This window comes from Spirillospora sp. NPDC049652, from assembly GCF_040675125.1.
GTDB lineage: Bacteria > Actinomycetota > Actinomycetes > Streptosporangiales > Streptosporangiaceae > Spirillospora.
The window spans coordinates 1-7,229 of the sequence record NZ_JBFAOF010000322.1; the positions used below are offsets into that span (position 1 = coordinate 1).

Annotated in this window: 6 protein-coding genes and 1 pseudogene; 4 read left to right on the forward strand and 3 right to left on the reverse strand. The window is 74.6% G+C overall.

Features of this window, described 5'->3' with window-relative positions:
* Positions 1-538 (reverse strand): annotated as a pseudogene (locus tag AB0J52_RS20780) (hypothetical protein); the annotation flags it as partial.
* Positions 535-1,263: a response regulator transcription factor gene (locus AB0J52_RS20785; RefSeq protein WP_500183288.1), complete on the reverse strand. Its 729-nt coding sequence runs from the start codon at positions 1,261-1,263 to the stop codon at positions 535-537. The pseudogene AB0J52_RS20780 and the gene AB0J52_RS20785, both read right to left, overlap by 4 nt.
* A gap of 136 nt (positions 1,264-1,399) precedes the next feature.
* On the opposite strand from AB0J52_RS20785, the gene AB0J52_RS20790 reads away from it, so the two are divergent.
* From AB0J52_RS20790 to AB0J52_RS20805, 4 genes are all read left to right on the forward strand, one after another.
* Positions 1,400-2,767 (forward strand): ferredoxin reductase family protein, encoded by a 1,368-nt coding sequence (locus AB0J52_RS20790; RefSeq protein WP_500183289.1) that lies wholly within the window; start codon positions 1,400-1,402, stop codon positions 2,765-2,767.
* Positions 2,768-2,803: 36 nt separating this feature from the next.
* Entirely contained in the window at positions 2,804-3,265 is a 462-nt protein-coding gene (locus AB0J52_RS20795; RefSeq protein ID WP_500183290.1) for an FMN-binding protein, read from the forward strand.
* Positions 3,258-4,088, forward strand: a complete 831-nt coding sequence (locus AB0J52_RS20800; RefSeq protein ID WP_500183291.1) for an FAD:protein FMN transferase — start codon at positions 3,258-3,260, stop codon at positions 4,086-4,088. Before AB0J52_RS20795 ends, AB0J52_RS20800 begins: the two co-directional genes overlap by 8 nt.
* Positions 4,089-4,796: 708 nt before the next feature.
* Positions 4,797-5,648: a DUF72 domain-containing protein gene (locus AB0J52_RS20805; RefSeq protein WP_500183292.1), complete on the forward strand. Its 852-nt coding sequence runs from the start codon at positions 4,797-4,799 to the stop codon at positions 5,646-5,648.
* A gap of 36 nt (positions 5,649-5,684) precedes the next feature.
* Here AB0J52_RS20805 and AB0J52_RS20810 read toward each other — a convergent pair.
* A partial coding sequence (locus AB0J52_RS20810; RefSeq protein ID WP_500183293.1) for a tetratricopeptide repeat protein occupies positions 5,685-7,229 on the reverse strand: 1,545 nt, incomplete at its 5' end.

Here is a 7,229-nt window from a genome sequence, read left to right on the forward strand (position 1 = left end):
GCACGTCGCCGTCGTCGCCGCGGTAGGCCGCCAGCCGGTAGGCGCGCAGCGCCGACAGCCGGACGGTCCGCGGCCGGTGGTCCGCCGGCAGCCCGTTGAGCGCCCGGACGTTATCGGCGCTGACCGGAACGCCCTCGACCGCCCGGTCCCGGACCACCCCGGCCGCGGTCACCCGGCCGCCGAACAGCCGCGCGGCGAACGTCTTCGGCGGGACGCCGCGCGTGTCGGGGATGCGGTTGTCGGAGTCGGGCCGCCGCTCGTGCTCCAGCCCGGCGGCCAGCCGGGGGCCGAGGGAGGTGATCTGCTCGTCGACGCGTCCGACCAGGAAGCCGTGCAGGGCGGTGACCGTCGCGATCCCGACGGCCAGGCAGCAGAACGCCAGCAGCGCGACCAGCCCGACCGTGAGCCGGGCCCGCAGCGTCCGCGGGAGCAGACCCCGCAGGAGGCCCGCCGCAGTGCTACCGCGAGCCGCCCCCGGGCCGCCGCGAGCCGTCCCTGGGCCGCCGCGAGCCGTCGCCGGATGCCGGGACTCTGTCACCGCGTGTCCGGCTTGAGCACGTAGCCGACCCCGCGGACGGTGTGGATCATCGGGGCCCGGCCCGCGTCGATCTTCTTGCGCAGGTAGCTCACGTACAGCTCGACGACGTGCGCCCGGCCGCCGAAGTCGTAGCTCCACACCCGGTCGAGGATCTGCTCCTTGCTCAGCACCCGCCGGGGGTTGCGCGTCAGGAACCGCAGCAGCTCGAACTCGGTCGGGGTCAGCTCGACCACCTCGCCGTCCCGGGTGACCTCGCGGGCGTCCTCGTCCATGCTCAGCCCGCCCACGGTGAGCAGCGCGGACGCGGCGGCGCGGCGGGTCAGCCCGGCCCGGCGCAGCAGCCCGCGCAGCCGGGCGAGCAGCTCCTCCAGGCTGAACGGCTTGGTGACGTAGTCGTCGCCGCCCGCGGTGATCCCGGCCACCCGGTCCTCCACGGCGTCGCGGGCGGTGAGGAACAGCACGCAGACCTCGGGCGAGGCGGCCCGCAGCTCCCGCAGGACGCTCAGCCCGCCGATGTCGGGAAGCATGACGTCCAGCACGACCGCGTCCGGGCGGAACTCGCGCGCGGTCGCGATCGCCCCGGCGCCGTCGGCGGCGGTCCGCACCTGCCAGCCCTCCTGGGCCAGCACGCGGCCGAGCACGTCGGTCAGGTCCGGCTCGTCGTCCACCACCAGCACGCGGACGGGCGTCCCGTCGGCGTGGCCCAACCCGCGATCATCGTCCATGGTGCCCCCAGTTTCGCCCCCGTTCCTGTGCGTTCCCTCTGAATCGGCTCAGAAGCAGGGGGTGCGTGGGTGATTCTGAGCGTTCTCAGAGGTTCGGCTGGCACTGTGGCGGGACGCCGATCGAAAGGGGGCCCGTATGACGGCGGTTCGCACCGGACGCGTCCGGCCTGACGTCCGTCGCGCCCAGGTGGGGCCGCGGCGGCGCGGCCTGCGGCCGGGATGGGTCCTCGGCGCGGTCTACGGGGGCGGCCTGGCGGTCCTGGCGCTGTGGTGGCAGGGCACGGACGCGGTGGTCGGGGCGGCCGGATGGCTGACCGGCGGCGCGCGGATCACCGGGCTGCTGGCGGCCTACGGGTGCGCGGTGATGCTCGCGCTCATGGCCCGCGTCCCGGCGCTGGAGCGTGACGTCGGCGCTGACCGGCTCGCGCGCTGGCACGCCGCGGGCGGCCGCTACACCGTCTGCCTGGCCCTGGCGCACGTCCTGCTGGTCATCTGGGGCTACGCGCTCACGGACCGGAAGAACGTGATCAGCCAGACCGGCGACCTGGTCTTCCACTATCCGGAGATGCTCAAGGCGACGCTGGGCACCCTGCTGCTGTTCGCGGTCGGGATCACCTCGGCGCGGCTGGCCCGGCGCAGGCTCCGGTACGAGGTCTGGCACCTGCTCCACCTGGGCACCTACCTGGCGGTCCTCCTCGTCTTCTTCCACCAGCTCGCCAACGGCGCCCAGTTCGTCGACCGGCCGCTCGCCCGGTACTTCTGGTACACGCTGTTCGTCGGCGTCGCGCTGGTGCTGGCCTGGTACCGGTTCGCCGTCCCGGTCGTCCGGAACCTGCGGCACCGGATGCGGGTCGCCGAGGTCCGGTCCGAGTCGCCGGGCGTGGTGTCGGTGTACGTCACCGGGCACCGCCTGGACGACCTCTCGGCGCGGCCGGGGCAGTTCTTCCGCTGGCGGTTCCTCGCGCCGGGCATGTGGGGCGCGGCGAACCCGTACTCGCTGTCGGCACCGGCGCGGGACGGCCTGCTGCGGATCACGGTCAAGGCGGCGGGCGACCACAGCCGCGCCCTGGCCCGGCTGCGTCCGGGCACCCGGGTGTGGGCGGAGGGCCCGTACGGGGCGTTCACCGAGGCCAGGCGGACGCGGCGGCGGGTGCTGCTGCTCGCCGGGGGCGTCGGGATCACGCCGCTGCGGGCGCTGTTCGAGACCCTGCGCGGCGACGTCACCCTGGTCTACCTGGCGCGGCGTCCCGAGGACCTTGCGCTGCGCGGCGAGCTGGAGGCCCTCGCGGCCCGCGGCGACCGCCGGGTCCTGTGCTTCGTGGACGACCCCGCCGAGTACTCCCTCCCGCTCACCGCCGCGTCCCTGAGCTCGGTCGTGCCCGACGTGGCCGAGCGGGACGTGTACCTGTGCGGCCCGCCGGGCATGGCTCGCGCGGCGCGCCGTGCGCTGCGCGAGGCGGGCGTCCCGGCCCGCCGCGTCCACCACGAGTCCTTCGAGTTCTGATCACGAGCCCCCTCGGGGGTTCCGGGAGGAGGGCGCATGATGCGCCGAGCCGTTCTCGCCACCGGCGCGACGGTCGCCGGGGTCGGCCTGCTGCTGGCGCTGAAGCCGCACCACGCCGGATCGGCCGCCGCCGCCACGGGATCGTCCGCCGGACGCTCCGGCGCGGGCGGGGCCGCGACCGGGTCACCCCGCGGCACGTCCGGTTCGGCGGGGGCGTCCGCGAACGGGACCTTCACCGGGGACGCCGTCGACACGCGGTACGGCCCCGTCCAGGTCCGGGTGACGCTGGCGCACGGGAAGCTGACCGGGGTGAAGGTGCTCCAGGCTCCGTCCGAGAACGGGCGGGACCGGCGGCTGACCGAGATGGCCGTCCCGCGCCTCACGCGGGAGGCGCTCGCGGCCGGGAACGCGCGCATCGACACCGTCTCCGGAGCCACCTACACCAGCGAGGGCTACATCGGCTCGCTGCAGAGCGCACTGGACATGGCCCATGCCTGAACCGACCCCTTCCAACGAGCCCACGCCGTCCGACGAGCCGACGCCGTCCGATGAAGACGTTCCCGCGCGCGAGGTCCGCGTCGTCCACGTGATGGGCACGGTGTTCTCGTTCGACGTCCGGACGCCGCTGACGCCCGAGATCGACCGCGCGCTGGACGCGGCGGAGGACTGGCTGCGCCACGTGGACGCGGTGTTCTCGACCTACCGCCCGGACAGCCAGATCAGCCGCCTCGCCGCCGGGACCCTCACGCTCGACCGGTGCGCGGGCGAGGTCGCCGAGGTGCTCGGGCTGTGCGCGGAGGTCGCCGAGGAGAGCGGCGGCCGGTTCACCTGGACGCCGGACGGACGGCTCGACCCGTCCGGGATGGTGAAGGGCTGGGCCGCCGAGGCCGCCTCGGACCTGCTGGCCGAGGCGGGGGCGGCCGACCACTGCGTGAACGCGGGCGGCGACGTCCAGGCGCGCGGCTCCGCCGGCCCGGGGCAGGCGTGGCGGATCGGCCTCGCGCACCCCTTCCACCGGGGCGACCTCATGGCCGTCGTCACCGGGACCGACATCGCGGTCGCCACGTCCGGGACGGCCGAGCGCGGCGACCACATCGTGGACCCGCGCACCGGCCGGGCCGCGACCGGCCTGGTCTCCCTCACCCTGGTCGGACGCCACCTGACCCGCGTGGACGCCCTCGCCACCGCCGGGTTCGCGATGGGCGCGGACGCCCGCGACTGGGTCGCCGGGCTGCCCGGCATCGAGGCGTTCGCGGTCACCCCCGACGGCCACGCCTGGGCCACCCCCGGCTTCCCCGCCTGGACGGGCGACAGGACCTAGCCGGTTTTTCGGCAGATCATTATGGCGAATCAAGACCCAACACCAGGGGCGGGACGTGGCCGATATCGCACACCGAGTAGCCATCTGAAATGCATCATTGCCGGGGCCGCATTCCTGTCCTACCGTGGGCGTAATTTCCCTACCTGGCAAGGGAGCACACCATGCGCCGTCGCATCGCCGCAGCCCTCATGGCCGCCATGATGACCGCCGGGCTCACCGCCGCGATTTCCGCCACGACCGCCGCACCCGCCTCCGCCGACACGGTCTACTGCTGCTGACACCCAGCGCGCCCGTCATGTCCCGCCCCGGCGGGGCATGACACATGAACACCCCGCGGACACCGGGAGTGGCCGCCGAAATACGCCATTGATCGGCACGCATTTCCGTCCTACCGTGGACGCAATTCCCCTACCTGGCAAGGGAGCACACCATGCGCCGTCGCATCGCCGCAGCCCTCATGGCCGCCATGATGACCGCCGGATTCACCGCCGCGATTTCCGCCACGACCGCCGCACCGGCCTCCGCCGACCTGGCCCACTGCTGCTGACCGGCGACCCACACCGCGACGCCCCGCCCCGGCGGGGCGTCGTGGCTCGGTGAGCGGAACCACGCGTTCCAGACCACCCCCGTCCGGAAGGTCTCGGGCGATCCGGTCCGGCGCTCACGGTCACGTCCGCGACGCGGCGGGGCGGCGATACGGTCGTGGCCATGCGGCTTCATGTGGGATGTGCGATGTGGACTCTTGCGCCCTGGAGAGGACGGTTGGTTCCGCATCCGCTGCCGCCCAACGAGCGACTGCGCGCCTACGCGTCCTGGTGCAACGCCGTCGAGGGGAACACGACGTTCTACGCGACGCCGTCCGTGGAGACGGTGGCGACCTGGGCCGAGCAGACGGCGCCCGACTTCCGCCTCATCGCGAAGCTGCCGAAGACGGTCACCCATGAGCACCGGCTCGTCGGAGCCGACGCGGAGATGCGGGCCTTCCTGACGGCCATGGAACCGCTCGGCCCTCGCGCGCACGCGCTGTGGGTGCAGCTCCCCGCCTCGTTCGGGCCGAACGACCTGGGAACGCTCGCGGCCTTCCTGCGCCGCATGCCCTCCTCGCACCGCGTGGCGGTCGAGGTCCGGCACCGGGCATTCTTCGAGGACGCGCGGGCCGAGCGCATGCTCGAACGCGTCCTCTCCGGGGTGAACGCCGAGTGGGTGCCGTTCGACACCGTCACGATGTTCGCCGCCCCGCCGACCAGTGACGCCGAGCGCGACGCCTGGACCAGGAAGCCGCGCCTGCCGCGCCGGGACCGGGCACTGACCGACCGTCCGATCGTCCGGTACCTGGGCCGCGACGACGTGGACCGCACGGTCGAGGGCTGGCGGCACTGGGTGGACGTCACGGCCGCGTGGCTGCGCGAGGGCCGCTCGCCGACCGTGTTCGTCCACACGCCCGACAACGCGGAGGCCCCGGTCCTGGCCCGCCGCTTCCACGACGAGGTGCGGGCGGTCGTCCCGGAGGTCGAGCCGCTGCCCGAACCCGTCCCGGCTGAGCCTCCGACGCTCTTCTGAACCCGCGCCGTCGGCTCCGGGCGTCGGAGCCGGGCGTCAGGCGCGGGCGGTCGCCGGTTCGCCGAGGGCGCGGAGGCTCTCGTCGAGGCGTTCGCGGCACGCGGCCACCGGCTCGGTCTCGTCCTGGGACACGAACAGGGCGAGGGCGGTGCGGAGCCTCCTGACGGCCCGGTCGTGCTCGCCCATCCCCTGGTGCGCGTAGCCCCACTGCTCGAAGAAGTAGGCCGCGCCCGCGACGTGGTTGATGCTCCTGTTCAACGCGACGCCCTCCTCGCAGAGGGGCGGGATCCGGTCGTACCGTCCGGCCTCGGCGTAGATGCGGACGAGGCTGTACAGCACGATGCCCTGGTACGCGGGCTCGCCGAGGTCGCGTCCGATCGTGAGGGCGCGCTCGGCCGAGGCGACGGCGCGCACGTGGTCGCCGAGCTTGCTGAGGGCGAGGCCGAGCACGCGCAGGGAGGTCAGCTGCGCGTGCCGCTCGCCGGTCAGCTCGGCGAGCTCCAGGCCCCGCTCGGCGTCCCGGACGGCGTCCTCGGGACGGTCGAGCGCCTGCCGGCAGAACGCCCGGAGGCTGAGCACGCGGGACAGGTCCCGGTGGTTGCGGGACCGTTCGAACACCTCGGCCGCCTCGTCCACCATCGGGACCGCCTCGGCGGGCCGGGCCCGGTCGCCCGCGAGGACGGCCGCACAGCGGAACCGGGCGTAGGCGGCGGTCTCGGCGTCGTCCGCCTCGGTCGCGGCGCGCACGACGAGCCGCCACAGGTACTCCACCTCGAAGTGCTTGCGGTGCAGGTGGGCGTGCGCGGCCAGCCGCATCACGATCCCGGTCGCGAGCCGGTGCCGGCCGGCGACGCAGGCGACCTCCACGATCGTCCGCAGGTTCGGCGTCTCGCTCTCGATCCACGCGACGGGGTCGGCCGCGATGATCCGTCCCACCAGCTCCGGGTCGACCACCGCGCACCGCCGGAACCGCGCCGGGGCGGGGAAGTACGGGTCGCGCGGGGCACGGTCGTCGGCGGCGTCCACCAGCTCCAGCCACGCCACGATCAGCCGCTCCAGCGCCGGCTCGGTCTCGGGGTCGCCGCGCAGCCGCTCGCTGGCGAACTCGCGCAGCAGGTCGTGCATGCGGTAGCGGGGCTGGCCGAACCGGTCCACCCCGCTCGCGGTGAGCAGGCAGCCGTCCACCAGCTCCGCCAGGACGCCGCTCGCGTCGGCGGTGTCGAGCAGGACCTCGGCGACCCACGGCGCGAACGGGTGCGGGCCCGCGAGCGCCAGGATCCGGAACGCCCGCCGGGTCCGCTCGTCGAGGGCGGCGTAGGCGTGCGCGATGTGCGCGCGGACGGTGGTGTCGCCCGCGACCATCTGGTCGAGCCGCCCCGGGCCGTCCAGCAGCCCGGCCAGGTGCGACAGCGGCCAGGCCGGACGGGCCGCCAGCCGCGCCCCGGCGATCCGCAGCGCGAGGGGGAACCCGTCGCAGGCCGCCACGATCGCGTCGGCTGCGGTCCGCTCGCTCTCGACCCGGTCGCGGCCGACGATCCCGGCGAGCAGGTCCACGCCCTCGCCGGACGGCAGCGGCCGGAC